The organism is Paucimonas lemoignei (genome assembly GCF_004342585.1).
Taxonomy (GTDB): Bacteria; Pseudomonadota; Gammaproteobacteria; order Burkholderiales; family Burkholderiaceae_D; genus Paucimonas; species Paucimonas lemoignei.
Genome location: NZ_SLZQ01000010.1, coordinates 1 through 25,519 on the forward strand (window position 1 = coordinate 1; position 25,519 = coordinate 25,519).

A 25,519-nucleotide genomic window follows, 5' to 3' on the forward strand; every position below is an offset into this window, starting at 1 on the left:
ACCGTGGGATTACTACAAAGTCATCCAGACCATCCCGGGTGACCAGGCCTACATGACCAAGGCCGAATCCAAGTGCGCTCTCTGGAAGTAATCAGCAGTAAGTAGTGTCAAGCTTGCGGTGCGCCCTGCGGCGCGCCGCTTTTCAAGTTTCATCGCCCATCTTGGGTGAATTTTCTCTTTGTGATCTGCCATGGAAATATTCGGCATTCCCCTGCAAGCCATGTTGAGCCAGTTGTTACTGGGTCTGGTTAACGGGTCATTTTATGCAATGTTGTCATTGGGCCTCGCCGTGATTTTCGGCTTGCTCAACGTTATTAACTTTTCTCACGGTGCGCTGTACATGCTCGGGGCCTTCCTGGCCTGGATGGGCTTGGCGTACTTCGATATTAATTACTGGGTGATGCTGATCGCCGCGCCAATTATCGTGGCAATTTTCGGCATCCTGATCGAGCGCCTGTTGTTGCGCTGGCTTTATAAGGTCGACCATATCTACGGCCTGCTCCTGACATTTGGCGTCACGCTGATCATTGAAGGCGTGTTCCGCTCGATTTACGGCGTATCCGGCCAGCCTTACTCGGTGCCGGAAGCGTTGTCCGGCGCGACCGACCTGGGCTTCATGATCCTGCCGAATTATCGCGCATGGGTGGTGCTGGCGTCCGTGACGATCTGCATGGCGACCTGGTTCGTGATTGAAAAAACCAAGCTGGGCGCTTACCTGCGTGCCGGTACGGAAAATCCGAAACTGGTGGAAGCTTTCGGCATCAACGTGCCGCTGATGGTGACGCTGACCTTCGGCTTCGGCGTCGCGCTGGCTGCTTTCGCCGGTGTGCTGTCAGCTCCGGTTATCCAAATCTCGCCGCTGATGGGTTCCAACCTGATCATCGTCGTGTTTGCAGTGGTCGTGATCGGTGGCATGGGCTCGATTCTGGGTTCGATCATCACTGGCCTGCTGCTGGGCGTGGTGGAAGGCTTGACTCGCGTGTTCTATCCGGAATTGTCGTCGACCGTGGTGTTCATCATCATGATCATCGTGCTTCTGGTTCGTCCGGCAGGTCTGTTCGGCAAGGTGAAATAACATGAGCGCGGTGTTGGGCAAGGATCAAAGTGGCACGGGCCGCTCTCAAGGGCAAACGGTGGGATTTATGAACAAAAAAATTGGTTACGGGTTGGCATTGGCAGCGGCATTGATTGCGCCGTTCTTCTTCTACCCGGTGTTTTTGATGAAGATGCTGTGCTTCGCCTTGTTTGCCAGCGCTTTTAATCTGGTGTTCGGCTATGCGGGCTTGCTGTCGTTCGGCCACGCTGCATTCTTCGGCAGTGCCGGCTATCTGGCCGGTCATGCGCTGAAGGTGTGGGGCGTGCCGACGGAAATTGGCCTGGTGCTGGGCACCCTGGCTGGCGCGGTGATCGGTTGGCTGATGGGCGTGGTGGCGATTCGTCGCCAGGGCATCTACTTCACCATGATTACCTTGGCGATCGCGCAGCTGATTTACTTCCTGTGCTTGCAATTCCCGTTCACGGGCGGTGAAGATGGCTTGCAGGGTGTACCGCGCGGCAAGCTGTTTGGCGTGCTCGATCTGGGTAGCGACTTCACGCTGTATTTTGTCGTTTTGGCAATTTTCGTGGCTGGCATTGCCTTGATCGTCCGTACGGTGCATTCGCCGTTCGGCCAAGTATTGGCAGCCGTGAAAGAAAACGAGCCGCGCGCCATTTCGCTGGGTTACGACGTCGACAAGTACAAGCTGCTGGCTTTCGTGCTGTCGGCGGCGCTGGCTGGCTTGGCCGGTTCCACCAAGACGCTGGTGCTGGGCTTTGAAACCCTCTCCGACGTTCACTGGAGCTTGTCCGGTCTGATCGTGCTGATGACCCTGGTCGGTGGCCTGGGGACCATCGCTGGCCCGATCGTCGGCGCTTTCGTGATCGTGATCCTGGAATCGAAGCTGGGTGACATCGGTACCTTCCTGGCCAATGTCACTACCATCGAGTGGTTCCGGTCCCTGGGTGAATCGGTCAATATCGTGATCGGCTTTATCTTTATCGTGTGCGTCTTGGCATTCCGCCGCGGTATTGTCGGCGAGTTCATGGCGTACTTCAGCCGTAAGCGCGCTTAAGTAAAATCTGGCGGTATTCGCCGCTGGTTCTGCTGCGGGCGGTAAGCTACTGAAAGGTGGCTTACCGCCCGCAGTGTTTTTGGCGTCGCGGTTTGTACATTTACGCAGCCTGTTTGCCTCCTATGCTGGCGAGGGGGAGCTGTTCTATTGGCGTGAGTGTATCGCCGGTGTAAGCGGCTGATAAGGCACTAGGAGTTGGTTTTGCGAATGCTAATTGGAGCTTGCTTAGCGGCTGAGCGCTGTTCTGGCGAGTCATGTGTATCTGGTTAAAAAGCGTGTGCTGATCCATCCGAATCTTGACCGATAAGGAAGATGGTCGCTTTCTTTCCCGGTGGTAGTCTCCCGCGGACTCCCGATGATGTTAACGCGGTTACGGTTAATTTTGCTTCGTGTCTCTCCTGTTTTAATTTGCCCGTATTCGCGGACCTGCTATCTGGTCGTCCGCGTAATCCGCTGAAGGTCTTTATGGCGTCAAGCGAGTTGGTATTCGTCTGCTGCTTGTCGCGGCAGGGTACTGTTGAACTGTTGGCTTTGCGGTGGAGATCGCCGGCGGTTGTATCGCCTATCGGACAGGTTTGCTTGAATCTTCGAATTGTTTGAATTTTTGCTCGTCGGTAGAGGCGAGCACGTTGCCTTGATATGCTCTGGTTGATTGTCTGATTTACTTTCACACATGAGCGAACAATTTTTTCTGCTGATGAGTGCAGCGTTTTTTGCTGGATTGATCGACGCAATGGGCGGAGGCGGCGGACTTGTTCAAATCCCGGCTTTATTCTCAACTATGCCGGCTACAACGCCGGCGACCCTATTAGGGACGAACAAGTTTGCCAGTATCTGGGGTACGGGAACGGCAGCATGGAATTTCTACCGGCGGGTGAATTTGCAAGGAAATACGGTGTGGCCGGCAACCGTTGCGGCTTTTTTCTTTGCCTTTCTTGGCGCCTACGCCGTGACTTGGTTACCAGGGGTGTTGCTGCGAAAACTATTGCCCTTTGTACTGGTTTGCCTGTTGATCTATACCTGGAGAAGCAGGGGACTCGGCTTGACGCATGCACCTGTTCACCAAGGCGGTACCGAACGGCGATTGGCCTTGTTGGTCGGGGCGGGGATTGGCTTCTATGATGGCTTCTTCGGCCCGGGCACAGGGAGTTTTCTGATTTTTTTATTTGTACGGTTTTTTGGCTTTGATTTCTTGCGGGCGTCGGCAGCGGCGAAGATCGTCAATGTGGCTTGTAATTTGGCGGCGTTGATTTGGTTTGGCTATAGTGGCCATGTGTTATGGGCACTGGGTTTAGCCATGGCGGTCTGTAATGTAACTGGTTCGGTCTTGGGTAGCCGACTGGCATTGCGGCATGGTAGCGGATTGGTGCGACAAGTTTTTTTGTTGGTGGTGTCGGTCTTGATTATTAAGTCGGCGTACGATGCATTTTTGCGTTAGCGGACACGACGGAGATGTGGTCCGTAGTTTAGACAAGTTTTATAGCTGGCATCATGCGCCATCAAGTTGGGTGATGCTATGTTTCACGTGAAACATAGCAAAAGGGCGAAGGTCGGTATAGTTAGCTAATGTCGCGCTGCGGATAAACTGTCTGCGTTAAATGCAATGACCTACAATGCATCAGGATGCATTAATGAAAATGTTTCACGTGAAACCAAACAATTCACGCCACAGTCGAAACACACTCATCAAAAGCCTCTATAATCTCGGCTCAGCAGTTTATTGCGGTACTGGAACACACCATGCTCTTTCCTACGGAATTTGACGTTATTGTCGTTGGCGGCGGTCATGCCGGCACCGAGGCAGCCTTGGCTTCGGCGCGGATGGGTCAAAAAACCCTGTTGTTGACGCACAATATCGAAACCCTCGGGCAAATGTCCTGCAATCCATCGATCGGCGGCATTGGCAAAGGCCATCTGGTGCGCGAAGTCGATGCCATGGGCGGGGCAATGGCCATTGCCACCGACGAAGGCGGGATTCAGTTTCGTATCCTTAACTCCTCGAAAGGCCCAGCCGTGCGCGCTACCCGCGCCCAGGCTGATCGGATTCTTTACAAACAAGCGATCCGTCGTCGGCTGGAAAACCAGCCGAACCTCTGGCTGTTCCAGCAGGCAGTCGATGACTTGATGGTGGAAGGCGAGCGGGTCGTCGGTGCTGTCACCCAGGTTGGCATCCGTTTTCGTTCCCGTGCCGTGGTGCTGACGGCTGGTACCTTCCTGGATGGGAAGATCCATGTCGGCCTGAATAATTACGCTGCCGGCCGTGCTGGCGATCCGCCAGCCGTTTCCCTGTCAGCGCGCTTGAAAGAGTTGAAGCTGCCGCAAGGGCGCTTGAAAACCGGTACGCCGCCCCGCATTGATGGCCGCACGATCGATTTTTCCGTCATGCAAGAGCAGCCCGGCGACCTGGATCCCGTTCCCGTATTTTCCGTCATGGGTTCGGCAGACATGCATCCGCGCCAATTGCCTTGCTGGATCACGCATACCAACGAGCGTACGCATGACATCATTCGCGGCGGCCTCGACCGCAGCCCGATGTACACCGGCGTCATTGAAGGAGTAGGGCCGCGCTATTGCCCCTCCATCGAAGACAAGATTCATCGCTTTGCCGACAAGACTTCGCATCAAATTTTCCTTGAGCCGGAAGGCTTGACCACCAACGAGTTCTATCCCAATGGCGTGTCGACCAGCTTGCCGTTCGATGTGCAGCTCGACCTAGTGCGCTCCATGCGCGGCCTGGAAAATGCGCATATCCTGCGCCCGGGCTATGCCATCGAATACGATTATTTCGACCCGCGCGGCTTGAAAGCCTCACTGGAAACCAAGGCGATCCAAGGCTTGTTCTTTGCCGGCCAGATCAATGGCACCACCGGCTATGAAGAAGCTGCGGCGCAGGGCATGCTGGCCGGTATCAACGCCGCTTTGCAGACCCAGGGCCGTGACAGCTGGACCCCGCGCCGCGACCAGGCTTATCTGGGCGTGCTGGTCGATGACTTGATCACCAAGGGTGTGCAAGAGCCGTACCGCATGTTCACCAGCCGGGCGGAATACCGCCTGAGCCTGCGTGAAGATAATGCTGATATGCGTCTGACGGAAATCGGCCGTGAGCTTGGTTGCGTCAGCGATGCGCAATGGGAAGCGTTCGAGCGCAAGCGCGAAGCGGTGGCACGAGAAGTCGAGCGCCTGAAGTCCACCTGGGTCAACCCGCGCATTCTGGCGGAGCAGGAAGCCGAACGTATCTTGGGCAAGGCAATCGAGCGGGAATACTCGCTGGCCGACTTGCTGCGCCGGCCGAACGTCAATTACGATACCCTGATGGGCATGCAAGCCGGCGAAGTCCAGGTGGCTGGCGATACCGCGCTCGATGAAGCCGTGAAAGAACAAGTCGAAATCCAGATCAAATATGCCGGCTATATCGACCGCCAGGCGCGCGAAGTCGAACGGCATGACCATTACGAGAATTTTAAATTGCCGGATGGCATCGACTACATGGATGTGAAAGCCTTGTCGATCGAAGTCCGCCAAAAACTGAACAAGCATCGTCCTGAAACTTTAGGCCAAGCCTCGCGCATTTCCGGCGTCACGCCAGCCGCGATTTCCTTGTTGCTGGTGCACCTGAAAAAGGGTGGCTTCAAGGGCTTTGCCAATAGCGGCAGTGATGCGCCGGCTGCGGCCTGAGAGCGATAGCCGATGAAACCATTCGATCGGGACGCGTTTGCGCGCCACTTGCGCCAGGGCGCTGAAGAACTGGGACTGGCATTAAGCGATCGGCAGATCGGGCAATTGCTGGATTACCTGGCTTTGCTGAGCAAATGGAATGCCGTCTATAACTTGACTGCCGTGCGCGAGCCGCAGCAGATGCTGACGCAGCACGTGCTCGATTGCCTGGCAGCCTTGCCGGCGTTTGCAGGGGCGCGCAATGTGCTGGATGTCGGTGCCGGCGGCGGCTTGCCCGGTCTCGTGCTGGCGACCTGGGCATCGGAATGCCAGCCTGATCTGCGCGTGTCGATGATCGATACCGTGCATAAGAAAACGGCTTTTCTGACACAGGCCAAGAGCGAGCTGGGATTGGCGAATGTCACCGTCTATACCGCGCGGGTGGAAACGCTGAAAGTCGATCAGCCTTTCGATGTGATCACTTCGCGGGCGTTTGCCGAGTTAAAGGATTTCGTCATCTGGTCGCAGCATGTGCTGGCACAGGACGGTCGCTTCATCGCCATGAAAGGCGTGGAGCCGGTAGACGAAATCAGCCGCTTGCCGGCTGGCTGGCAAGTCAGCAAGGTGCAAGCCTTGCACGTGCCTGGCTTGCAGGCGCAGCGTCACCTCGTGTTCATCGAGCGCGACGGCCAAACTGTGAATGCGAGCGGGCAGGGCGAGACGGTGTAAAGGTAGTACCAGGGGCGAGTGGCCATTGTCACGCAACTGATCAATGCAATCGCATCAGTTGCGCGGGCGGTGTCAAATTGACAACTATATAAAGCATATGGCGAAAATTTTTTGTGTGGCCAACCAAAAGGGCGGGGTCGGCAAAACCACCACGGCAGTCAATCTGGCGGCAGGCCTGGCAAGGCTGGAACAGCGTGTCTTGTTGGTTGACCTGGATCCGCAAGGCAATGCCACCATGGGCGCCGGCATCAACAAAGCCACGCTGACCGCTTCCGTGTATGAAGTCTTGCTTGGCTTATCTGACGTCGCCGGTGCACGCCAGCGGTCCGATGCGGGCGGCTTTGATGTCTTGCCCGCCAATCGTGAGTTGGCCGGCGCCGAAGTGGAAATGGTCGAACTGGACAACCGCGAAAAGCGCTTGAAGGATGCGCTGGCGGTCGTCGATGCCGAATACGACTTCGTCCTGATCGATTGCCCGCCCGCGCTGTCAATGCTGACCCTGAACGGCTTGTGCGCGGCGCATGGCGTGGTCATTCCCATGCAGTGCGAATACTATGCGCTGGAAGGCTTGTCGGACCTCGTCAACACCATCAAGAAGGTGCATGCCAAGCTCAACCCGGATTTGAAAATCATTGGCCTCTTGCGCGTGATGTTCGACCCGCGCATGACCTTGTCGCAGCAAGTCTCGGCGCAGCTGGAGCAGCACTTCGGCGACAAGGTATTCAAGACTCTGATTCCGCGAAACGTGCGCCTCGCAGAAGCGCCCTCGTATGGCGTGCCCGGCGTGACCTTCGATCCATCTTCCAAGGGGGCGCAAGCCTATATCGCCTTTGGCGAAGAGATGGTGGAACGCATCAAGACGATGTAAGCGGCAGCGACAAAAAAGAAGACGGATAACAAATCATGGCAACCAAAAAAACCAAGGGATTGGGCCGCGGCCTGGATGCATTGTTGGGGGGCTCCAGTGACATGATGGAAGAGGTCCCGGTCACCGCCGGCGCGCCGAATGTCATGCCGGTGGCGCAGCTCCAGGCCGGCAAATACCAGCCGCGCACACGCATGGATGAAGGCGCGCTCAACGAGCTGGCGGAATCGATCAAGGCCCAGGGCTTGATGCAGCCGATCCTGGTGCGGCCGGTGGCGGCCAGCGGCGGCGTGACGCATGAAATCATCGCTGGTGAGCGGCGCTTCCGTGCCGCGCAAATCGCCGGCTTGAATGAAGTGCCGGTGCTGGTCAAGGATGTCGACGACCAGGCTGCTGCCGCCATGGCGCTGATCGAAAACATGCAGCGCGAGGATTTGAATCCGCTCGAAGAAGCGCAGGGCATCCATCGCTTGATCACCGACTTCAATTTCACCCACGAGCAAGCGGCAGGCGCGGTAGGCCGTTCGCGCAGCGCGGTCTCCAACCTGTTGCGCCTGTTGAATCTGGCCAAGCCGGTGCAGACCATGCTGATGGCGGGCGATATCGACATGGGCCATGCGCGTGCCTTGCTGGCCGTCGACGCCGCCACCCAGATCACCTTGGCGAACCAGATCGCAGCCAAGCGCCTGTCGGTGCGCGAAGCAGAAAAACTGGTGGCACGCGCCAGCAGCGAGCAGGGCGCAAGGCAAACCGAAGGCCGCAGCAAGAGCCGCGATATCGAGCGCCTCGAAGAAGAATTGTCCGATGCGCTGGCCACGACGGTTACCATCAAGGTCGGCGCGAAGAATCGCGGGCAAGTCTTGATCGACTTTGCCGATCTCGATGCCCTGGATGGGGTTATCGCAAGATTGCGTGGCGATACGCCAAACAATTAATTACAAAATGAGCCGGTAGCACTAATGCCTTTGCCGACCGAGCGGCAAGTTCATTCTGGTTGAAGCATGGAGCTACAAGCAATGCATCGATTCACAAAATCAAAAAGAGGGCAGCTTGAAGGATTACGCATTTGTGCCGGAGACGCGATTTGGCATCTGGTTTCTCGGCAGTGAAACATGGCTTAAACACGTGCTGGAAGTCGCGATTGCCGACCTGGTCCGCTTGATCGGCAAGGATGAACAACAAGCCTATGGCACGATCGTCGACGTCGGATGCGGACAGGGCAAATCGTTCGCTTTGCTTAAGCAGCGCTTCAATCCGCAAAAACTGATCGGCATCGATGCTGATGCAGAAATCCTGCAAGTGGCGCGCAATCAAGCCCAAGCCGATGGCGTGCAAGTGGAAACCCTGCTCGGCACCGGGGCGGCGATTCCGCTGCCCGACAACAGTGCCGATATCGTGTTCTGCCACCAGACCTTTCATCACCTGGTGGAGCAGGAAAAGGCGATCGCCGAATTTTTCCGCGTGCTCAAGCCGGGCGGCAAGCTGCTGTTTGCCGAGTCGACCCGTGCCTACATCCATTCCTGGATTATTCGACTTTTGTTCCGCCATCCGATGGAAGTGCAGAAAACGGCCGAGGAATACCTGGCGCTGATTCGCCAGGCGGGCTTCCAGGTGCCGGAAGAAAAAATCTCTTATCCGTATCTATGGTGGAGCCGCAGTGACCTCGGCTTGCTGAATCGACTGGGGATCAAGAAGACGCCGCCATTCGGTCAGCGCGAAGAAACCTTGCTGAACCTGGTGGCCTTCAAGCCGCAAGCGTAGATAGGGCACCAGGCGTAACGCGACTACTTCGTGTCATTGCTGCCTACCGCTCGCCGCTCGAATGGCCATGTCCACGCATGCGTATTCTGGCAAAGCCACGATCGCCAGCCACCGATGGGCGGATGGCGATCGATAATCACTGTTCGCTGATTCGGGCTAGTTCGCCTCTGAGCGTGACGGCCGTGCTAAAGCTGCCGGCATGGCATTCGAAATCAGTCGCGCTGGAGACTTGCTGACCATTTTTAGCGTTGGCGCTGGTGATATTGACAATGGCATTCGCGCCGAATTTCCTCGCGTGCTTCTGCAGCTTCACCAAGGCTTCGTTGAACGAGGCGAAGCAGGAGGCCACATCATCGTTATTCTCAATCGGCTCCTTGCCCACGCTTTGCCTCATGCCGAGCTTTTGCGCTGATTCAGGATACGCCTGTGGCCCAAAATAGAATTTCACCGAATCGTCGGGCTTATATCGCACCCCAGGACTTTTAATCTGGATTGCCGCTGAAACCGGTATCGCTGCCGCATCTACGGCGCGGGGTACTTTCAGGGCATCGCTAATCGGCACCATGAGTTTGTCATTGCGCGCCTGTGCCGGCGCAAGGGCTGCCGCCATCGATATGCCGAGCCATGCCATTGTTATTGCTTTTTTCATCTTGCTGCTCCGTTTTAGTCGTTATGTGAAAAGACGCCGGACATAAAGATAAAGCGACTGGCAATGCGACACAAGGACCAGAGCTAAAACCAGCATTCGTCCCATGTGAGGCAGCCATGCCGGCCCAGGCGGATTTCACGCCGTCCTGTGTATTGCCATCGTCAGGAAATGGCCGCCCAGGCCATCGAGACCGAGAACAGGCCGAGTAGCAGGGCCGCTGCCCGCTGAAAGTTGAACGGGTTCACACGCGCCAGTTTCCCGCTGCGCAGGGTCGCACCAAACGCAATCCAGGCAAAGCCAATCGGCAGCAGCAGGCAACCGAACACCGCCATCGCGGCACAATAAACCTGGATATCATCGAATGCCTGCGCCGGAAAGACCGCGGAAGCGAAGACCAATCCCTTCGGATTCAGCAGCGTGGCCGTAAACAATGCCTGGGCGCTGATCGACGCGTGCGGCGACGTCTGCAGCGCCTTGGCCGCACGCCACATCTTTACCGCGACATACAGCAGATAGCCGCTGCCGATGAAACGGAGCAGGGTGCCCAGATACGGATAGTGCTCTTGCAGGGAAATGAGAAAGATGCCCCACGTCGAAATCGCCAAAACATAGCCGGCAAGCTCGACAGCCAAGAGGCGCAGCGCCTTGCGCATGCCAAGCGTGAGGCCAGCCGTCGCAAGCAAGGTATTGGTCGGGCCCGGCGTAATCAGAATGAGCGCCGTGCTGACCGCGAATGTCAGGAATTGGGGATCAATCGTCATGGCGAGCCGGGCTGGAAGACGTTAACGCCGCGGCGGCGCGCGGACGCATACTTTCCAGTTCCTCCGTATCAGGCGGCACGACAGACACTCACCAGCGCTTCCAGCCGCCGCCGGCTATGGGCCACGTAAGGATTGTTTTGGTCCCAGGCATAGCCGGCCAGGATCGATGAAATCATGCGCTTGATCTCGGGCGTTTTATTTTCGTGGAAGATCACATCCTGGAATGAAGCGTCGTACCAGGTTTCCACATACGTGCGGAAGGTGCTGACGCCCTGCTTGAGCGGAATGCAAAACTCCTGTTCCCAGTCCACCGTCTCACCGCGCAGCTGGCGATCGAGCACGGCTGCAGCCAGACTGGCTGATTTCATGGCGACGGTGACGCCGGAGGAAAATACCGGATCGAGGAATTCGCCGGCGTTACCGAGCAGCGCATAGCCCGGGCCGATGAGCGACTTCACATTCGCGCTGTAGCCGGTAATGACTTGGCAGGGCGTGTCGTAGACGGCATCCCTCAAATGCCGAGCCAGGCTGGGCGCTTCGCCGACGATTTGCCGCAGCTTTTCTTCCGGGCTGCCGGGGATGGTATCGAAGTAGGCTTGTTCGGCGACCACGCCGAGCGATGCGCGACCGTCGCCAAAGGGAATGGTCCAGTACCAGACGCTGCGGTTGCTCGGATGGACGGTGACGAGAATTTTGTTGCGATCGAAATCTTCCGAGCGGATGCGATCCTCGACATGGGTGAAGATGGCCTGGCGCACCGGGAAGTTCGATGGCGCCTCCAGATCCAGCAAGCGCGGCAGCACGCGCCCGAACCCGCTGGCGTCGAGCACGAAGCGCGCGCGGATGGTGTATTCGCCGCCATTGGCATGTTCGCGCACGGTCAGCTCAGGTTGTGCGCCGGCGAAGTCGGCATTGACGATCTCTTGCTGGTAGCGGATTTCGACGCCGGCTTTTTCCGCCTCATCCGCCAGCAGCTTGTCGAAGTTGGCGCGCCGCACCTGGTAGGTGGTGCCGGGTCCCGGCGAGAATTTGTCGGTGAAATCGAAGGTGCTGTGCTGCTCACCATAATTGAATACGGCGCCGTTCTTGAACTGGAATCCTTTTTCATCGGCTTGGGCATGCACCGCCTCGACCAAACCGGCTTCTTCGATGAACTCCATGCAATGCGGCAGCAGGCTCTCGCCGATCGAGAAACGCGGAAAGAGTGCGCGTTCCAGGATCAATGGCTTGTAGCCGCGCTTGACCAAGTTGGCGGCAGCGATCGATCCGGATGGACCGGCGCCGATGATAATGACGTCGTGGAGTTGATTCATAAGGATGATTCGATTCGGTAAGGCAGAAACGGCTGTGGCAGGTTGTTCAATGGTCTGCGCCACATCAGATTCGCCGTCCACCGGCGACATGACGATGGACGGCAGAGGCGGTTACTTGTTGGCGATTTTGACGAAATCCCCTTTCAATGCCACACCGGCCATGATCCCGCCAGCATGGCACTCGAATTCGGTCGGGCTGGAGTAGACATTATGCTGGTAGTTGCTGACGACATTGACCACGGCATTGGCGCCAAGCTGGATGGCGCGTTTCTCCAGTTGTACTAGTGCCGACAAAAACGCCCAGTTGCAAGCCGTTTCATCGGACTTGCCGAAAGCATTGGTTTTTTTGCTGGTGCTATCGGAGCCGAGCTTGGCGAGGACTTTGGGCGACTTCTGATTACCGAAGTAAAACTTCACGTTTCCTTCCAGCTTATCCTTGCTATCTGCGACTGCCATCGCTGTTTCAATCGGCAGCAAGTGCTTGGTATCCCGAGCGTGAACATTGCCTACAGCGGCCAGTGCAGCACCACAAACCACAAACGACGAAATCCATTTTTTCATTGTTATTGCTCCTTTCGAGTTTCAGACAAGTTGAGGGTGTTGCAGTTAAAACGGTAATGACAAACTAATTCCACTTCTTGAAGATCAACGAGGTGTTAATGCCGCCGAAGGCGAAGTTATTCGACATGACATATTCGCATTCCAGCCGCCGGCCCTGCTCCACGATGTAGTCGAGCTGCGCGCATGCCGGGTCCAGTTGCTTCAAGTTGATGGTGGGCGCAAACCACCCTTCGCGCATCATCTCGATGCTGGCCCAGGCTTCCAGCGCACCGCAGGCGCCGAGCGTATGGCCCATGTAACTCTTCAGTGAACTGATCGGCATGCTGTTGCCGAACACTTGCGCGGTGGCTTGCGATTCGGCGACATCACCATGCTGGGTGCCGGTGCCATGGGCATTGACGTAACCGATCGCCGAGGGTGGCAGGCCGGCGTCGTCCAGCGCCAGTTCCATGGCGATTTTCATCGTATCCGGGTTGGGCTGGGTGACATGACAGCCATCGCTGTTGGTGCCGAAGCCGACGATCTCGGCATAAATTTTGGCACCGCGCGCCTGGGCATGTTCCAGGTCTTCCAGGATCAGCGAGCCGGCGCCTTCGCCGATCACCAGGCCATCGCGATTGGCGTCGAATGGGCTGGGCGTGGTATGGGGCGCATCGTTACGCACGCTGGTGGCGAACAGCGTGTCGAACACCGCCGCTTCGGTGGGACACAGTTCTTCCGAGCCGCCGGCGATCATGGCGCGCTGGCGGCCGCTGCGGATGGCTTCATAGGCGTAGCCGATGCCCTGACTGCCGGAGGTGCAGGCGCTCGACGTCGTGATCACGCGGCCGGTCACGCCGAGGAATACACCCATGTTGACCGGCGCGGTATGCGCCATCATCTTGATGTAGGTGGTGGCATTGATGCCGCGCGTGGTTTTTTCCTCCAGCATTTTGCCGAAGCCGCAGATCGCTTGCGTGGTGCCGGCGGAAGAGCCATACGAAATACCCATCCAGCCGCTGGTCACCAAGGGATCGTCGAGCAAGCCGGCGTCAGCCAGGGCCAGTTCGCTGGCGCGCGTGGCCATCAAGGCGACTGCGCCCATGCTGCGGGTATTCTTGCGGTTGTAGCGCTCCGACAGCTCATATGGCGCGGCAGGAGCGGCAATCTGCGTATTCAAGCCTTCGTATTCGGACCATTGTTCGATGCGCTTGACGGCATTGCGGTAGTTGCCCAGCGCTGCGCGGATGCTTGGCCAGTCATTGCCCAGCGGGCTGATGCCGGCCATGCCGGTGACGACGACGCGACGCTTCATGCCAATCCTCCATTGACCGAAATAACCTGGCGGGTAATGTAGGCAGCGTCTTCCGCCATCAGAAAGCTGACGGCCGCCGCCACTTCTTCCGGCTTGCCGACGCGCTTGGCCGGGATCAGTTTCAAGGCTTCTTCCATCGGCACGTCGCTGATCATGTCGGTCTCGATCAATCCGGGCGCGACGCAGTTGACCGTAATATTGCGCGAAGCCAGTTCCAGCGCGAGCGCCTTGGTGGCGCCGATGATGCCTGCCTTGGCGGCGCTGTAATTCACCTGGCCGCGATTGCCCGTCAATCCCGATACCGAAGCGAGGGTGACGATACGGCCGGCGCTGCGGCGGCGTACCATCGGCATGATCAAAGGATGCAGGACGTTATAGAAACCATCCAGGTTGGTCTTCAAAACCATGTCCCATTCATCGCCCGGCATGGCCGGAAAGGCATTGTCACGCGCCACACCAGCGTTACACACGACGCCGTAGTAGCAGCCATGCTGCTCCACGTCTGCCGTCAGCATCGCTTCAGCGGTCTGGCGATCGCCGATATCGAATTGCAGCACGCGCGCATTGCGCCCGAGCGCGGCAATGCTCTGTGCCACTTCCTCCGCTTCGGTGCGCCGGCTCAGGCAATGCAGCACCACATCGAATCCATCGCGCGCCAGGCGCAAGGCGATCGCCTTGCCGATGCCGCGGCTGGAACCCGTTACCAACACGCTCTTGTTCACTCCACGCTCCCATTCAGGAATTCTTCTGCATTCGCAGGCAAAAATACCGATACTGTGGCGGTCGCCGCCACGCCCTCTTCATCTTCAATGCGGCATTCGAACGAGCCCAGGCCATTCTCAGCCATCAGCAGCCGGACAACATGCACGCGCAGCACGCTGCCGACGGCAAACATCGACTTCGCACAGGAATAGCGACGCGACCCCAGCAAGAAGCCGATCTTGACAGGTTCGCCTCGCTGATACGCTTCATAGCCGGCATGCGCGGCGATCGCCTGCGCCATGTATTCGATGCCGACCCAGGCGCCGACGCCGGCGGCGCTACCGAACATGCTATCGGGCCGGATCGTCACTTCGGCGCACAGGCTTTCCTGGTCCACCGCAATCACCCGGTCCAGCAACACCATCGGCCCGCCATGCGGCACCAGCAATCGGATATCCGGATAAGTCATCTCAACCTCTTCCGAATACCAGCGCCGCATTGGCGCCGCCAAAGGCGAACGAATTGCTCAATGCCCACTCCACCCGCCGGCCCAGACGCGTGCCCGGCGCGACCGCATTCAATGCCGGCAAACCAGTGTCGCGCTCGCCATCCCATAAATGCGGCGGCAATACACCTTCGGCATTGTCATCCTGCATGGCCAGCCAACACAATGCCGCTTCGATCGCGCCGGCGGCACCCAGGGCATGGCCGGTGAAGCCCTTGGTCGAGCTGACCGCCACATCATTGCCGAACAAGCCATGCACCGCGCGCGATTCCATGGCATCGTTCTGTAGCGTGGCAGTGCCGTGCAAGTTGATGTAATCGATTTGTGCCGACTTAATGCCGGCGCGCGCCAGGGCTTTTTCCATGGCGATGGTTGCGCCGGTTCCGGCGGGGTCGGGCGCGGACATGTGGTGAGCGTCGGAAGACTCGCCCCAGCCACGCAGGGCGACTGCGGCGGGTTCGCGCGTCATCAGAAACAGCGCGGCGCCTTCGCCGATATTGATGCCCTTGCGGTTGGCGCTGAGCGGATTGCAGCGAACGTCGCTGACCGATTCCAGCGAGGCGAAGCCGGCAACCGTGAAGGCGCACAGCGAGTCGACGCCGCCGCAAATCACGGCATCGCACAGACCCATGTTCAGCAAGCGGGCCGCGCTGGCCATGGCCTTGCTGCTGGAGGCGCAGGCGGTGGAATGCACATAGGCTGGGCCGTTCGTGCCAAGGACAGACGCCAGCATCGTCGCCGGTGAACCGAGCTCTTGCTGGCCATAGTGGTAAGTATCAGGAAGCTTGCCGCTCGCGACGTGTTCGCGCAGCGCCGCTTCACTTTCCGCAATGCCGGAAGTGCTGGTGCCGATCATGATGCCGATGCGATTGGCACCGAAGCGGGCAATGGCCGCGTCGACCTCGGTGCGGATTTGCGCCAGGGCTGCCAGCGCCAACTGGTTGTTGCGGCTGCGCTGCTGCAGCGGCAGGTGGCCGATGGCCGGGAGCGCAGCGTTCACGCAGCCAAGCGGCAGAGTGCGCCCGGGCGAATATTGTTCGGTCGGCGTAATGCCGCTTTCTGCCGATTCGAATACGCGCCGCCAGACTTCCTCTCGCGAGTTGCCTGGGGCGCAGATGATGCCAAGATGGTTTAAATAAATCATGTTACGGACCCATGGGTGCCGATTGAATCGTGAGCTGGTACTGGTAGCGCAGGTTGGTCAGCACGACTTTCCCCTTCCAGCGCGGCTCGGCACTGTAATCGATTTCCAGGACTTTGGCGTCATTCGACCAGAGCGTGCGCCGCATGCCTTCATCCTGGATGCGCCAGCCGGCGGGCAGGGCGCTGCGGATGACACCGGCCGGCCAGTAGGTGAGCTGGATATCTTCCAGCACGTCTTCCGCGCGCACTTGCTCCGGCAGCAGGGCATGGCGCCATGACTTCAATTCGCGGCCATCGAACTCCAGGCTCATCACGCGCTGACCAAGCGCCAGGCTAATCATGCTGACATGCTCGCTATCGACTTCCAGCGCGCCTTCCAGATAATCGGTGCGGCCATCTCGCTCGACCGCCAGGCGCTGCTGCAGCTGGATTGAGGTACCGAGCGCGGCAGGGGCCAGCCGCAGGCCGAGGCGGGCCGGTTGCTGTGGCCGTGGCGTAGCGCAGCCGGCCAGCGCCAGCACGGCAACGGCGCAAAGAATCAGGCTTCGCAACATCATTCGCATACATTCTCCATTTGCCGCACCGGTGTCACAGTCTTATGTTCACGGGCAAAGCAGGGCACGATCATCCAGACCAGCGCGGTACCGAGCAGCATGGTCAAGCCGAACGCTTGCAGGGCGGGCGTCTTGCTCAAGCCCAGCAAGCCGAAGGACAGCAGCGTGCTGGCTGCCGACAGGCTGACCGCCATCCACGCAGAAGCTTCGCGGCGATCCGGACGCTCCTGGAAAAACACGCCATAGTCGACGCCGATCCCGAGCAACAGCATCAGGGCCAGCACATGGAAGAGTTGCAGCTGGTGGCCGGCAAGACCCAGCAGCGCGATGGTAATGGCGCTGGCAAGCGCGGTGGGCGCCAGCACGCGCCACGTCGCCGTGCGATAGCGCACGAACAGCAGGCAGAAGACGCCAATGTAAGAAAACATCAGCGCCCATCCCATGTACTGGCGGTAGCGTCCCAGCAGCGAAGAAATGTCCGCTACTTTGTCGACCCATTGCACGCCGTCGAGTCCGCTGGCCGCTTGCTGCAAGATAGGCAGCTTGGCCAAGGTCAGGCCGCGCACGGCGACGATGCTGGCATAGCCATCGCCAAGCCGCCCCAGCCATAAATGGCGCCAGGGTTCGCTGGCGGGCGACTGCATGAAGGCCTCGACCGTCAATTCTGGCACCGAACTGCTGCGCTCGCGCACGGCGCGCACCCACTCATCATCCTCGCCGATGCGCGCTGCCAGAACTGGCAAGGCGGCGTCACTAGCCAGCAGCTTGTCAGTTACCAGCTTGCGCCGCTCTGCTTGCGTCTGCGGCGACGGCACCCAGTTGGAAATAGCCTGGTAGCCTGAAATCGTCTGGTTGCCGACTAATGGATCGAGCCGACGCTTCAAGGCTTCCTCACGCTGCAGCACGACTTCGGCGCTTTGCCCACGCACGAGATAGAACTGTACCGGGGTTGGTGCATCCAGGAGTTTGCCCAGCTTGATCTGTTCATTGATCAGATGCTTGGGCGGATTTTGCAGCGAGCGGATATCGTCATTGACGCCAAGGCGCGACCAGCCCAATCCGATCAGCGCAGCCACGGCCAGCAGCGCCAATAGCGTCTTGCGGTCGGCGCGCAATACGGGCCAGCGCGACAGCATCGCCAAGAAGGTTTGCGCCTGACCCGTGTTCTTCATGGTCGCCGGACCGATCAGCACCGGATACCAGCACACCACGGTCATCCACGCAAACAGCAAGCCGGTCACGGAAAACGCCGCCATCTGCCGCAAGCCCGGAAATGGCGTCAAGGCCAGGCCGGTGTAGCCGATGACGGCCGCCAGCAGCGTCAGAGCCAAGCTTGGCAGCAGGCGGCGCACGAGTTGGAATGAGGTCATGCCGGCATCCGCGCCAAGACGATGGCAGAGGAAATAGATGCCGTAATCCTGCGCCACGCCGATCAGGGTGGCGCCGAATACCAGAGTCAGCAGGTGCACGCGATCAAACAGCAGCAGGCACAGCGTCAGCGCGCCGAGAAAGCCGACGCCAAGCAACAGCACGACATAGATCAGCGGCTTGAGCGAGCGGAACGAGAACCAGATCAGCAGCACGATGCCGGCCAGCGAGCCCAAGCCGATCGTGGACATCTCGCTGCTGGCTTGTTTGCCAGCCACGGCGGCATGCAGGATCACGCCGGCTTCCAGTACTTCCACACCGGGCGCGGCATTGACGGCGGCTTGCCGGGCCTTGGCCAATAGCGGTGTGACGGATTGTTGCGCATCCATGGAAAATGCCGGCACCAGCAGGTTGATCGGCATGACGACATAGGATCTCTCGGTATCGGCGACGAACAGGCGGCCATCGCGCGGACGCACCGGCGTTTCCTGGGCGCGCGCCTGCACCCAGCCGCCAAACACGCCGAAGGGATCATCTTGCCACGCGCCGACCTTGGGACCCGCGAAAGGGCTGTAGAGCTTGGCCAGCGCAGTATCGACCCACTGTTGCTTGGTTTGTGTGCGCAAGGCTTCTTCATCTGCCGGCGTCATCAATACCAATCGGTGCTGCTGGAACAGGCTCAGCCAATCCTGCTGGGTCTGGTCGCTGAGCCGGTCGGTAAATTGCAGCAGATTGTCATGCGTCGACAGTACGGCACGATACGAATCGGCGGCACGCTTGGCTTCACCCCAGCTCTTGGCGCCAACCAGCACGATGACTTTTTGCTGCGCCGAGTCCGCCATATGCTTGAAGGCTTGCTGCACGGCCGGATCCTGTTCCTGCGCCGGTAACAGCGTCAGGATATCGGTATCGGGCGCGAGCCGCTGATTGAGCCAAAGGTGGGCGCCATACGCAAGCAATAGCGTCACCACGATGGCCCATAGCAGGGCGGGAAGAGGAAGCCGTTTCAAAATTGCGCCGCCTCTTCCGGTGCAAGAGCGGTTTCGCCCGTTTGCATCGCCGAGAAAGTAATGCTGGTGCGGTCGCCATTGGCCTCAAATAGCGTGATTTGCTTGACGAATGCGCCGCCTTCCAGCGACACGCCGGCAATGACTCTAGCCAGACCGGCATCGCGCGCTTTCAGCGCCACTGACCATTGCTTGTCCTGTACCTTGCCTTCGCCTTCGAACAGGTTTTCCAGTTGTGCCAGGTCGCCCGCCAGAAGCGAGAACAGCATGTTGTTAATGACACGCACGGTCGGCTCCTGCTTGGCATCCACGCGCACGGCAACGCGGTCGCCATGCATTTGCAGGATTTCATCACGCGTCAAACGCAAGGTGCTTGGGAAAGGCTGCAGGGTACGCCACAAGACGCCCTTGCCCGCCGCCACGCAAAAGCGTCCGCTCGACAGCAAGGGTTTTTTCATCCCGGCCAGCTGCTTGCTCTGATCGAAACGGCCGCACATGACATCCGGCTTGGCCAGCAATGCCTGGATCTTCGCGACCGGCACGGCCGCGAAACCCGATGCCGCGACCAGCGCCAGCGACAAGCAGACAAATAGGCGTTTCATGTTGGTTGTACTCCCAATTTTTCAAATAGCACAGGCGGCGAGACGAAGCACATTTCGCCGGTTTCGGCATGCACCGCCACCTGCGTCGTGGTGGCGCGCGTCAGGCGCTTGCCGCTTTGCGCATCGGTGATCAGGTAATTGATTCTCAGCCGGTTTTCCCATTCCACCAGCGTGGCACTGACCTTGATGATCTGCCCGAAGGTGGCGGCGCCAATGTAACGCAACTGCATATCGATGATCGGCCACATGTAACCGGAAGCTTTCATGTCCGGATAGTTGTAGCCGATCTTCTCGAGCAATGCGCAACGCGCCTGCTCGAGATATTTGACGTAGTGGCCATGCCAGACGATTTGCATCGGGTCGAGATCGAAGAACTGCACCTGCAGGTCGATCTCGGCAGTCCACTTGTGCTGCGTCTTACTCATACAGCTTCCAGGCATGGGTGCGGATACGCGCCAGCAGCACGCGCAAGTCCGGCTCCAGGCGACGGTCTTCCTCAATCATCGGCACATCATTCGACAGCGCATTGATCATCGCTTGCAGGGAAGCTTGCGGCGCCACCTCCGGATTGACGCGCTGGCGCAGCAGGCTGCCCTGCATGACTGCGATCAGCAAGGCAGAGGCGACTTGCTCGGTCAATTCCAGCACGCGCAGGCAATCGCGCGCGGCGATCGTGCCCATGCTGACCTTGTCCTGGTTATGGCATTCTGTCGAGCGCGAAAAGACCGATGCCGGCATGGTTTGCTTGAGCGCTTCGGCGGTCCAGGCCGAGACGCTGATCTGCAAGGCTTTCAAGCCATGACTGATCGCCGCGCGCGGCCCCTGCATGCCGGACAGGTTGGAAGGCAAGCCATTGTTGTAGCGGCTGTCGACCAGCAGCGCCATCTGCCGATCCATCAGGTCGGCGAGGTTGGCGACGGCATTTTTCATGCTGTCCATGGCAAAGGCAATGTGGCCGCCGTAGAAATGACCGCCATGCAGCACGCGCTCGCCTTCGCCATCGATGATCGGATTATCGTTGGCGCTGTTGAGCTCGTTTTCAATATAGTCGCGCAGCCAGGGCAGGGCGTCGGCCAGTACGCCGATGACGTGCGGAGCGCAGCGCAGCGAGTAACGATCCTGCAGGCGCTTGCCGTTGCGCTGGGTTTGCTCGCATTGCAGATCGGTGCGCAGCCATGCCGCCACCTGCTGCTGGCCCGGATGCGGCTTCACGGAAAACAGCGTGGCATCGAAATGATGGGCGTTGCCATCCAGCGCAAACGACGCCATCGCGGTGATGCGCGTGCAAAGCCGGGTCAGGTATTCGGCGCGCTGATAGGCCAGGCATGCCAAGGCCGTCATCACCGCCGTGCCATTCATGATGGCCAAGCCTTCCTTCGGGCGCAGGCGCAGCGGCGTGATACCGGCATCTTGCAATGCCTGCGCAGCCGGCACTTCGACGCCGTCGCGCAGCACTTCGCGCTCGCCGCACAGCACCGCCGCCAGGTAGGAGAGCGGGGTCAAGTCACCGCTGGCGCCGACCGAGCCTTCGGAAGGAATCCGCGGCAGCAAGTCCTTATCCAGCAGGCGCACGATCTGCTCCAGCAATTCCACGCTGACGCCCGAGTAACCTTTGCACAGCGAAGCCAGGCGCGCCGCCATGATGGCGCGTGTCTGCTCGGCATCGAAATAAGCGCCGAGGCCGCAGCCATGGTAGGTGTACAGGTGATGCGGCAGTTCCGCCACCAGATCGGGCGGAATGGTCACCGTGCACGAATCGCCATAACCGGTCGTCACGCCATAGATGACGCCATCTTCGCGCAAGAGGCGGTCAAGAAATTCCGCGCCGCGCGTAATCGTCGCGCGGAATTCCGGCGCTTGCGACAGCGTGGCGCGCGCGCGGCCAGCGGCGATATCGGCGATATCCTCGATCTGCAGACGTTCCTGGTCGAAACGGACAGCGCGTGAAGTGTTTTTCAGGTCAGCAGGATGCATCGGTGGATTCCCTGTCAGGCATACGCCAGAATTCAAAAAAATTAAACCATTGGAATGGAGCGCGCAGGCAGAAATGCTCCAGCCGTGCCGCATAGTCTTGTGCCAGTTCGGCAAATGCCTGTTCGCGCCCCTTGCGCGGCAGGCGGACGCTATCGCGCAAGCGTTCGAAATGAATTTCCGAACGCCGGCCGCTGCGCATTGAAAACAGCATGTACACCGGGCACTGCAGCAGGCTCGCCAGCACATACGGCCCCACCGGAAAGGCTGCCGGCGCCCCCATGAATTGCGCTTCGCAAGTACGGGCGCCGGAAGTGACGGGCACGCGGTCGCCGGCAATCACCACGAACTCGCCCCGGCTGACACGTTCGTTAAGCAGCATGGCGGTCGCCGGCGACATTTCCGTCACTTGCAGCAAATTCAACTGGCTTTCCGGATCGAGCTGTCCGAGCAATTGATTGAATTTGCGCGCATGTTTGGTATGCACCAAGACGGTCATCTTCATCCCGCCGCGTTGACGCGCCAATACACGGCAAAGCTCGAGGTTGCCGAAGTGCGAACAAATCAACAAGCCGCCGCGACCGCTGGCAATATCGTCGTCGAGCTGCTTTTCGCCGAAGTAGGCGACCTTGCCGAAATTGGTGTGGCCGCCCCACAGCAGCATTTTGTCGAGGATGCATTCGGCAAACGCGGCAAAGTGGCGCATCACGCCTGCCAAGCCGGGATTGATCCATTCCAGCTTGCCATGATTGCGCACGCGGCGCAGATAATCCGACGACGCCGCGCGCGCTGCCGGCTGGGTCAACACGTACCAGGTCAGCACCGGGTAAAGGAATAGACGGAATGGCCAGCGCCCGAAAGTGCGGCAAATCCAGAAAAGAAAGCGCATGCCTGCCACGAAGCTGGCTTCATTGATGTGCGCCCAGTGGCGGCGCGGCGCGGCAGGCATCGACTGGCTCACGCTCTGCTCCATTTGCGCGCCAACAGTTTCGGCGCCCGCAGCAACATGCCGAAGAATAGCGTCGCATGCATGCGTGAGATCAGCACGTTATCGAGCACCATGCGAAAGTGCGACACGCCATCGGTCGGATAGCCGACACGCGTGCCGACGTTGACCATATCCACGCCCTCCCAGCTCAGGCGCACCAGGATATCCGTATCGAAATCCATGCGCGAACCGATTCTGTGGCGCTTGGTAAGCTCCAGCACCGGCGCCACCGGATAGACGCGAAAGCCGCACATCGAATCCTTGATCTGCAGCGACAGCGTATTGATCCATACCCAGACATGCGTGAGATAGCGGCCGTACAGGCGAACTGCCGGCACCGATTCGTCGTATTGCGGATAACCGACGATGACAGAAGCGGGATGTGCCGCCGCCTGTTCGATGAAGCGAGGAATATCGGCGACGTTGTGCTGGCCATCGGCATCGATTTGCAAGGCATGGGTGTAGCCGGCATCGGCGGCGTGGCGGATACCGGTCAGCACCGCGCCTCCCTTGCCCTGGTTGTGCGCATGCCGCACCAGCATGATTTGCTGCGGCGATGCTTTGGCGATGTCGTCCAGCACTTGCGCGCATTGTGGCGTGCTGCCGTCGTCCACCAGTACGCATGGCAAGCCGGTTGCCAATACCGCCTGCGTCACGGCGCCGATGGCATGCTCGTGGTTATACACAGGGATGACGACGCAAGGCTTAAACATGGGCCGCTCCGAACATCAGCTTGCCGCTCGCATGGTTGCCCTCGGCTGAAAAATAGCGGAACGACACGCTGTTTTTGAGCGGGTCATGCTGCATTTCCAGCGAAAACGGCATGGCGGGACGAATCACGCGCTGGAATTTCAGCGCATGAATGCCGCAAAATTCGGCAGGCAGGGCGAAGCTGTCGCGCGCCATCTGTACCGCCCACTGCACTTGCGCGACGCCGGGCAAGATCGGCGTTTGCGGAAAGTGACCGTCGAAACACGGAAGCTCCGGCGCCGCTTCCAGGGCAAACAGCGCGCGCGTCGCGTCCTTTTCCAGCAGCGCGGTGCGCGGCCCGGTGGCCCGGTCGCTTTCCTGCGCTACAGTGTCGTTCAATAGTGCCATCAAATCCGCCTGGGTCGTCTTGCCTTGCGCATTGACCGGCAAGGCATCAAGATAGCGCCAGCTACGCGGCAACGCCACGCGCTCGATGCATTCGGCCAGCCACTCGCGCAGGAACAGGTTCAAGGCCAGCTTGCCTTGCTTAACCAGTTCGTCGCGGCCGGCAGTGGACAGCACCACAAACGCCGCGACGCGATCGCGATTGCCGGCCGCGACCACTACCCGCGCTTCCGCCACCAGCGCCGACTGCCGCAGCCGCGTTTCCATCAAGTCCAGCGAGATCCGCTTTTCCTCGATCTTGACGATACGGTCGGCCCGCCCATGCAGGGTGAAACGGCGCGCATCGATCATGCGCGCCCGATCCGAGCAACGGAACCATGTCGCGTCGGGCAAATGCGGCGAGCACACTTCCAGCGATTCGCCATCTTCGGCAATGCGCGCTTCGATGCCGGGCATGAGTTGCCATTCGTCGCCGTTATCGGCATGGCGCTGGCGGCAAGCGATACCGCCGGTTTCGGAGCTGCCATATACCTCGATCGGCATGCGGCCAAGCAGGCGCGCGGTGGCATGCGCGACATCTTCGGGCAGCGGCCCGCCGGAGGAAAAAATGGCGCGCAAGCGCTGCGTGCCGGCGTCCCAGATCGAAGTGTCCGGCAAGCGTTTCAAATGCGCCGGGCTCGCCACCAGGACCGAGTCGCGCATGGCAATGGCGGCGGCAATCTGCTCGGGGTAACTCAGGCTGATCGCTTCGATCGGGCTGCCATATGCCAGCGGCAGCAGCACCTTGAATAACAGCCCGTAAATATGCTGGTGCGACACGGTCGCAATGACGGCGGCGTTGTCGAACTCCTTGCCGAACAGTTGCGCAAGCGTGGCGACTTCGGTTGCCAGTTGCGACAGCTTCTTCGGAATGGCTTGCGGCGTGCCCGTGCTGCCCGAGGTAAACACCACCAAGCCAGTGAAGTTCGCATCCAGCATACCGAAGTCATCAATGGCAACGCTCGCCGCGTCATCCGCCGGCACGCCTACCGGCTGGCAATCAGGCGGAAAATCGCCGATATATTGCGTGACCAGCGTACGCAACGAGGCGCAGGTCGCCGGCAGCGTATCCGATGGCAGGTAGACCGTCTTCGCCGCATGCCAGGCGCCGAGCAGCGCCGCGGCGAATTCAAGGCTGTCATGGAAAAACAGTGCGACGTTGCGATCGGGCGATTTCTGCAACGTGGCGCGCCACTGTGACGTGCGCGTCACCAATTCGGCATGGGATACCGCCTGGCCGTTACGCCAGCCGACCACCCGGTTCGGCTCTTGCCCGCTGCCGGGAAGATCAAGAATGTTGAAGCGATTAGCCATTGTTGCGTTTTACTCGAAGCCTGACCAGATACTCGCCGCCGAACAGGCAGCCCATCAGCACGTAGGAAATCACGCCGTTATACAGTGACCAGACTGCAGGCGACGCCCACAGCGCCGTGCCCAGCGCGATTGCTCCATTAATCAAAAAGAATACGCACCACGCCTGTGTCACGCGATAGGTGTACGACACGGCATACGGCGGCAAGTCAGGATCCTGCATGCGCGCCAAGCGCTCGATCAGCGATGGCGGCGAAATCAGGCTATAACCAAATACGCCGAGCATGACGGCACTGACCAATACCGGATATAACTTCAGCGGCATCCAGGCATTCTTCCAGAACGTCATTGCGGCAAGCAGCAACGCGCCCAGCAGCCACCAGAAGCCGGCCTTGTCGCTTCCCTTCGCGAAGATGCGCAGCACCGCGGCCAGCACCAGCACGCCGGCAAGCAAGCGCGGCTCCACTTCGCCATGGCCCAGCCAGACCAGCAGCGGGTAGAGCAGCGTGACCAGGACCGGCAATGCGGTCAGGACG

General features: G+C 59.4%; 25 protein-coding genes. 8 read left to right on the forward strand and 17 right to left on the reverse strand.

Annotated elements, in window-relative coordinates; genetic code table 11:
* Positions 1-190: 190 nt before the first annotated feature.
* From EDC30_RS14375 to EDC30_RS14410, 8 genes are all read left to right on the forward strand, one after another.
* Positions 191-1,075, forward strand: a complete 885-nt coding sequence (locus tag EDC30_RS14375) for a branched-chain amino acid ABC transporter permease (protein WP_132259549.1) — start codon at positions 191-193, stop codon at positions 1,073-1,075.
* Between the two features lie 67 nt (positions 1,076-1,142).
* The gene (locus tag EDC30_RS14380) at positions 1,143-2,111 is read left to right on the forward strand and encodes a branched-chain amino acid ABC transporter permease (protein ID WP_132259550.1); all 969 of its coding nucleotides are present in this window, start codon (positions 1,143-1,145) and stop codon (positions 2,109-2,111) included.
* 673 nt (positions 2,112-2,784) lie between these two features.
* Positions 2,785-3,549: a sulfite exporter TauE/SafE family protein gene (locus EDC30_RS14385; protein ID WP_132259551.1), complete on the forward strand. Its 765-nt coding sequence runs from the start codon at positions 2,785-2,787 to the stop codon at positions 3,547-3,549.
* A 302-nt stretch (positions 3,550-3,851) separates the two neighbouring features.
* Positions 3,852-5,786, forward strand: a complete 1,935-nt coding sequence (mnmG, locus tag EDC30_RS14390; protein WP_132259552.1) for a tRNA uridine-5-carboxymethylaminomethyl(34) synthesis enzyme MnmG — start codon at positions 3,852-3,854, stop codon at positions 5,784-5,786.
* Positions 5,787-5,798: 12 nt separating this feature from the next.
* A complete protein-coding gene (gene rsmG, locus EDC30_RS14395) occupies positions 5,799-6,494 on the forward strand; it encodes a 16S rRNA (guanine(527)-N(7))-methyltransferase RsmG (protein WP_132259553.1) in 696 nt (231 codons plus the stop codon).
* Between the two features lie 97 nt (positions 6,495-6,591).
* Complete coding sequence (locus EDC30_RS14400) at positions 6,592-7,362, forward strand: ParA family protein (RefSeq protein WP_132259554.1); 771 nt, start codon at positions 6,592-6,594, stop codon at positions 7,360-7,362.
* 35 nt (positions 7,363-7,397) lie between these two features.
* Positions 7,398-8,294: a ParB/RepB/Spo0J family partition protein gene (locus EDC30_RS14405; RefSeq protein ID WP_132259555.1), complete on the forward strand. Its 897-nt coding sequence runs from the start codon at positions 7,398-7,400 to the stop codon at positions 8,292-8,294.
* A gap of 115 nt (positions 8,295-8,409) precedes the next feature.
* Entirely contained in the window at positions 8,410-9,120 is a 711-nt protein-coding gene (locus EDC30_RS14410; RefSeq protein WP_132259556.1) for a class I SAM-dependent methyltransferase, read from the forward strand.
* A gap of 136 nt (positions 9,121-9,256) precedes the next feature.
* Here EDC30_RS14410 and EDC30_RS14415 read toward each other — a convergent pair whose 3' ends face one another.
* The 17 genes from EDC30_RS14415 to EDC30_RS14495 form a co-directional block, all read right to left on the reverse strand.
* A complete protein-coding gene (locus EDC30_RS14415) occupies positions 9,257-9,769 on the reverse strand; it encodes a hypothetical protein (RefSeq protein WP_132259557.1) in 513 nt (170 codons plus the stop codon).
* Between the two features lie 161 nt (positions 9,770-9,930).
* On the reverse strand, positions 9,931-10,530 hold the full coding sequence (locus EDC30_RS14420; protein ID WP_132259558.1) for a LysE family translocator: 600 nt from the start codon (positions 10,528-10,530) through the stop codon (positions 9,931-9,933).
* Between the two features lie 68 nt (positions 10,531-10,598).
* The gene (locus EDC30_RS14425; RefSeq protein ID WP_132259559.1) at positions 10,599-11,843 is read right to left on the reverse strand and encodes an NAD(P)/FAD-dependent oxidoreductase; all 1,245 of its coding nucleotides are present in this window, start codon (positions 11,841-11,843) and stop codon (positions 10,599-10,601) included.
* A 111-nt stretch (positions 11,844-11,954) separates the two neighbouring features.
* Complete coding sequence (locus tag EDC30_RS14430; RefSeq protein WP_132259560.1) at positions 11,955-12,404, reverse strand: excinuclease ATPase subunit; 450 nt, start codon at positions 12,402-12,404, stop codon at positions 11,955-11,957.
* 64 nt (positions 12,405-12,468) lie between these two features.
* Positions 12,469-13,698 (reverse strand): beta-ketoacyl-ACP synthase, encoded by a 1,230-nt coding sequence (locus tag EDC30_RS14435; RefSeq protein WP_132259561.1) that lies wholly within the window; start codon positions 13,696-13,698, stop codon positions 12,469-12,471.
* Positions 13,695-14,420, reverse strand: coding sequence for a 3-oxoacyl-ACP reductase FabG (gene fabG, locus EDC30_RS14440; protein WP_132259562.1), 726 nt, complete (start codon positions 14,418-14,420; stop codon positions 13,695-13,697). The genes EDC30_RS14435 and fabG overlap by 4 nt, the downstream gene beginning before the upstream one ends.
* The gene (locus tag EDC30_RS14445; RefSeq protein ID WP_243656798.1) at positions 14,417-14,899 is read right to left on the reverse strand and encodes a hotdog family protein; all 483 of its coding nucleotides are present in this window, start codon (positions 14,897-14,899) and stop codon (positions 14,417-14,419) included. The genes fabG and EDC30_RS14445 overlap by 4 nt, the downstream gene beginning before the upstream one ends.
* Complete coding sequence (locus EDC30_RS14450) at positions 14,871-16,049, reverse strand: beta-ketoacyl-ACP synthase (protein WP_132259564.1); 1,179 nt, start codon at positions 16,047-16,049, stop codon at positions 14,871-14,873. The genes EDC30_RS14445 and EDC30_RS14450 overlap by 29 nt, the downstream gene beginning before the upstream one ends.
* Position 16,050: 1 nt before the next feature.
* On the reverse strand, positions 16,051-16,605 hold the full coding sequence (locus EDC30_RS14455) for a DUF3261 domain-containing protein (RefSeq protein WP_341539871.1): 555 nt from the start codon (positions 16,603-16,605) through the stop codon (positions 16,051-16,053).
* Positions 16,602-18,980 (reverse strand): MMPL family transporter, encoded by a 2,379-nt coding sequence (locus EDC30_RS14460; RefSeq protein WP_132259565.1) that lies wholly within the window; start codon positions 18,978-18,980, stop codon positions 16,602-16,604. Before EDC30_RS14460 ends, EDC30_RS14455 begins: the two co-directional genes overlap by 4 nt.
* Entirely contained in the window at positions 18,977-19,579 is a 603-nt protein-coding gene (locus EDC30_RS14465) for an outer membrane lipoprotein carrier protein LolA (protein ID WP_132259566.1), read from the reverse strand. Before EDC30_RS14465 ends, EDC30_RS14460 begins: the two co-directional genes overlap by 4 nt.
* Complete coding sequence (locus tag EDC30_RS14470) at positions 19,576-20,004, reverse strand: acyl-CoA thioesterase (protein WP_132259567.1); 429 nt, start codon at positions 20,002-20,004, stop codon at positions 19,576-19,578. Before EDC30_RS14470 ends, EDC30_RS14465 begins: the two co-directional genes overlap by 4 nt.
* Complete coding sequence (locus tag EDC30_RS14475; protein WP_132259568.1) at positions 19,997-21,553, reverse strand: HAL/PAL/TAL family ammonia-lyase; 1,557 nt, start codon at positions 21,551-21,553, stop codon at positions 19,997-19,999. Before EDC30_RS14475 ends, EDC30_RS14470 begins: the two co-directional genes overlap by 8 nt.
* Positions 21,540-22,511, reverse strand: a complete 972-nt coding sequence (locus tag EDC30_RS14480; protein WP_481347984.1) for an LpxL/LpxP family acyltransferase — start codon at positions 22,509-22,511, stop codon at positions 21,540-21,542. Before EDC30_RS14480 ends, EDC30_RS14475 begins: the two co-directional genes overlap by 14 nt.
* On the reverse strand, positions 22,508-23,251 hold the full coding sequence (locus tag EDC30_RS14485) for a glycosyltransferase family 2 protein (protein WP_132259569.1): 744 nt from the start codon (positions 23,249-23,251) through the stop codon (positions 22,508-22,510). The genes EDC30_RS14480 and EDC30_RS14485 overlap by 4 nt, the downstream gene beginning before the upstream one ends.
* The gene (locus EDC30_RS14490; RefSeq protein WP_132259570.1) at positions 23,244-24,986 is read right to left on the reverse strand and encodes an ApeI family dehydratase; all 1,743 of its coding nucleotides are present in this window, start codon (positions 24,984-24,986) and stop codon (positions 23,244-23,246) included. The genes EDC30_RS14485 and EDC30_RS14490 overlap by 8 nt, the downstream gene beginning before the upstream one ends.
* Positions 24,979-25,506 carry a COG4648 family protein gene (locus EDC30_RS14495; protein WP_243656799.1) on the reverse strand — a complete coding sequence of 176 codons (528 nt, stop codon included), beginning with the start codon at positions 25,504-25,506 and terminating at the stop codon, positions 24,979-24,981. The genes EDC30_RS14490 and EDC30_RS14495 overlap by 8 nt, the downstream gene beginning before the upstream one ends.
* Between the last annotated feature and the right edge of the window lie 13 nt (positions 25,507-25,519).